General features: G+C 49.7%; 3 protein-coding genes. All 3 read right to left on the bottom strand.

Features of this window, described 5'->3' with window-relative positions; genetic code table 11:
* Positions 1-90: 90 nt before the first annotated feature.
* Genes DXC67_RS10120 through DXC67_RS10110 form a run of 3 tightly spaced genes read right to left on the bottom strand, consistent with a single transcriptional unit; the run spans position 91 to position 4,084 of the window.
* Entirely contained in the window at positions 91-2,808 is a 2,718-nt protein-coding gene (locus tag DXC67_RS10120; RefSeq protein WP_117638272.1) for an N-6 DNA methylase, read from the bottom strand.
* Entirely contained in the window at positions 2,801-2,980 is a 180-nt protein-coding gene (locus DXC67_RS10115) for a type II toxin-antitoxin system RelB/DinJ family antitoxin (RefSeq protein WP_117638271.1), read from the bottom strand. Before DXC67_RS10115 ends, DXC67_RS10120 begins: the two co-directional genes overlap by 8 nt.
* 48 nt (positions 2,981-3,028) lie before the next feature.
* On the bottom strand, positions 3,029-4,084 hold the full coding sequence (locus tag DXC67_RS10110) for an IS1595 family transposase (protein ID WP_199410735.1): 1,056 nt from the start codon (positions 4,082-4,084) through the stop codon (positions 3,029-3,031).
* Positions 4,085-4,164: the final 80 nt, after the last annotated feature.

Genomic DNA, 4,164 nt, shown 5'->3' with positions numbered 1-4,164 from the left:
GGCTCTGTTAGACCAGAATTGACATTTAGCACTTTTTCGAGCCGGGACGATAATGCCCGGGAGCAATTCGAATTGCTCCCGGGCATTAGTCTATTTCGGTGGTTTGAACGCGGTCAAAACCGACAAAGCACGCTCGTCTGAATTACAGATATCAATGTTAACCAGTTGGCTAACCTCTTCAAGAAGCGCTGCCTCCTTCTTTCGGGTTTCCGCTAGTTCTTCCATTCTTTCTTGAATAACCTGAATCGCTTTTAGATTGGGAACCGGAAGTTTTAGCTCGCTAAGAACGTCCCAAGAAATTCGCGTCCTTCCAATACCTGTAGAAAGCAATATCAAATCTGAGCGGGCGGTATCAGATCTGATTAGCGACCATAGCGTATAAACAGTCAACGGGTCTTTTGGCTGAATAACGGTATATTCAGAAGATACGTATAAACCGGCTGTTTTCGAATCAACAACGGCAACAGCGCCATTAACAGCGTTGATGTTACTTAGAACGACGTCGTCCTTTTTTAACTTAAAAAGCGACTCATAACTAACATCCTCAGCGTAAGATTCATCACCCGCAGCAATCGTTCCGTCATACTTAACCACTGCAAAGGTAACTTTCTTTCTCTTGTTATCCCCTCTGGTACAAAAGAGGTCACCCGCTCGGTCCTCACAGGCGGCACCGGAAGCCCAGATGGGTTCAGCGATGTCTTTGGCGGCGCGAACCTTAAAACCCCGTTCGTTCCATTTTTCGACGTTTCTGCCTGCAACGAGAAGAGTCGCTTTCACATCCATTCGGTTTTCTATACGTTTTGGATCAACTGAATAAAGTCGAGCAATTTCAGAATCGCCGTCTAAAAATGCTTTATATCCATCAACGATATCGGTGATTTCCTCTTTCGCCTTTTGCGCTGTAATTGCATCAGACGGAAGAACTCGCTCCCTGTTGGGACTATCTAGCCCCACATACGAACAATACCGCATATAGATTCGAGGCTGTTCTTGGGCGGCATCGATCTTCTTCTGCAAGAAGAGCAGCGACGTCTTGACCCTTGCCTGAGAGCGCTGGAATGCGTCACCGGGAAGCGATATAACCGCCTTGACAATGAAATGACTTCTAATCCAATCCCTAACGTAAGAAGTGTCTTCACCTCCAAGTATTCCATCATCTAGCACGGTTATTAAAGAACCGCCAGGTTTTAGAATGTCGTAGTAACGCTCAATAAATAGAACGCTTGAACGTACGGTCCCACGCAAGCTCGAGATTCCATTCCCATCTGGACGATGAGCGATGGAGTAATCTTTGAGAAGGGCTAAATCAGACGGTTCGGAGCATTTATACTCCGCAGCAAACGGTGGATTGGTTAGCGCCAAATCGAAATAGCCGTTACGCCCGGAAATTGCATCTCGAAACTCCTTTTTCTCGCTTCTAAGTTCGAGCGAATCCGCGTCTTCTTCTACGGTGATATTCTTATCTAGGGAATCTAACTGGAAGATTTTGCTCCCGCCGTCTCCATGAAGGAACATATTCATACGAGCAATGCGTGCTAAAGCTGGATCCCTAGCTGCATCGATGCCCCATATGCAATTTTCAGCAATGTTTTTCTTGATTTCCTGCTTCTCTTTCATAGAAAGAGAAGCATTGGAATCAACTTTTTCCCACATGCCATTTAGAGCTCCAATAAGGAACCCGCCGGAGCCGCAACATGCATCTATAATTTGCGAGCAATCAGAGATGTTTCTACCGACATGCAGATCTGATAGGCCAACAGCGATATCAACAATACTTCTCGGCGTAAAATACTGCCCAAGTGATTTGCCTCTTAAAGTTGCGTTCAGAAACGTTTCGAACATGCGACCATTGAGGTCGTCTTCGATGAGATGGAGATCGACTTCTTCAAATCGCTTAACAAGTTCTTTGATTGTTCCGGCGGACAACCGTATCTTCTCGTTAGGTTCAAAAATGCGCTTCTTCTTTTTTTGAGCGATCAGATCCTCGAAGTTCTTTACCAGTTTAGCGAAGAGGATCGTGTTGACGGGATTCGGAGTCGTTTCCTCGGCCTTTTTTATCCATTGTGATGAAAATTTAGCTCGTGAAACAGGTACAGAATAGCCTTCATCCGTTTCGTATCCTTCGCTACATTCATGCGCTTCTTTATCGGAGGTCATTTTTAGGAAAATCACCTTCACAAATTCAGTGAAAGCGGCCCCATAACTGAGATGTTCATGCTTATAGATATAGGAATGCGCACTTCCGAATAGTTTATTTACCGCAGAAGGTCCGATTTGTTTCAGTACGATGCGCTCTTCTTTTGTTTCGCTTGAGAGCCCAGCAGGATGAGTCGCGTTAAAAGACTGCGGTGACAGGTATTCTGCAAAGGTGTCGAAGGCTTTGGACCCTTTATTCATATCAGATAGAGATAATGTGAGAACAGGATTTCGACTATCCCATCTGTACAGCATGGTTTTCAAACCGTTCGTTATAACGAAGTACTGGACTGGATTGTCTTTATAGCCCTGGTTGATTAGAAGACAATAGCTAGAGCACTGTCCGACCCAATCATCTAGGTTTTCCTTTGTTGATTTGGCATCAATGACAAAACGCACCTTTCTTCTATACGAAAGAGCGTAATCGGGTTTATAAGGGATCTTTTTTCGGCCCAAGTTTATGCTGAGCTCCGAAATGCTCTCCTTTGTTTTAATTTGACTGTCTGACCAGCCCAAGCGCTTCAGAAGCCTATCTACAAAAAACTGCTCAACAGATGCTTCATTTCCCAAATCTTCTTTTCTACAGATTGCCTTTTTCGCCTTATTATTCATTGGGTTTATTTACCTTCATCTCGAACGGCATGCCGCCCTCGCGGATCACCGCGCGGAGGAACATATTCATCGCTGTGGACATGGAGAGACCGAGTTCGTCGAGGATGGCGGTCGCTTCCCTCTTTACCTCCGGCTCGATCCTGATAGTGGTTGCTGGTATGTTCGACGGCATGGCGGCTCCTATCTCTCGTGTATACCACGGTGCCACCATTTTAACGGACTATGCCGCCCTCGAGACCCAGTAGTCCATATAGGGCGGCAGGACGTTGAACATGTCGCGGATGCGGGTGGCGCAGATGCCGTTGGCGAGCTGACGTGCGACTGTGGACTCAGCTGTGCGGGAGTCGGTCGCCATGAAGGTACGGCACCAGCGGAACCAGTCGAGGTAGGCGCCGAGATGCTTGGTGGATACCCCCTTGAAGCGCGCCATGAACGAGTCGAGGAGCGAATGGACGGTGTTGATGCGGTTGATGGTGCCCTCCGAGCGGTCCTTGGAATCATAGGACTCATGCGAGGCGACCTTCAGGTCGCACAGCACATCGATGTATGCGGTCGCTTTGTCCGTGGCGACGACCGCACCTGCGCCGATACGGTGGCGAAGGGCCTCCGCCGCACGCTTGCGCGAGACCACGCCGCGCCCCGAGACCTCGAAGAAGGTGGCGTTCGTGTCACTGATGCCCGTCATGACGCAGATTTGCTCGCGGGAGAGGCCGCGCTTATGGACCTGCTTGCCGCGGTGGCGAGCCTTTCTCGGCAGAGTGAAGGAGCCCTTTGAATGGTTGCCCTTGAAGGACTCGGGGAAGTATGTTTCGTCGAGTTCGCAGGCCTGCCCCTGCCCCACATGGAACGTGGGCGAATATTCCTTCAGGCACTCGATGAGCCTGTGGCGCATGGTGTAGGCGGTCTTGAGGCAGACACCGCAGCGATCGGCGCACTCGCGGAGAGGGAGCATGAGAACGAAGCACTCGGCATAGGCCATCCAGGTCTCGCGGGGCAGCTTGCTCGTGCCGAGGATCCGGTCGGTGGAGTCTGAAAATGTCCTGCCGCAGTCGCGGCAGAGGTAGCGCTGCTCACCGTTCCTGGACTTGCCCTTTTTAACGATAGCGACCGAACCGCAACGTGGGCAACGCTGGATTTCGTAGCTAGTTCCCGCTGCATCGTCGAACATGGCGGCGCGGATGACGTCGCGTACCGACTCGATTGCGCGGCGGCGCTCGGACTTGCTTAGCTTCGCCATGTTCTTCTTGAGGGTGACGACCAGATCCTCGGCGTTCATACCTGCTCCAATGCCGTGGTTAACAATTCCATTATACCACGGTGGCATCACCTATATGTCAATTATGGTCTAACAGAGCC

Source organism: Collinsella sp. TF07-1 (genome assembly GCF_003437235.1).
Taxonomy (GTDB): domain Bacteria; phylum Actinomycetota; class Coriobacteriia; order Coriobacteriales; family Coriobacteriaceae; genus Collinsella.
This window is presented reverse-complemented; position numbering and strand designations above follow the sequence as displayed.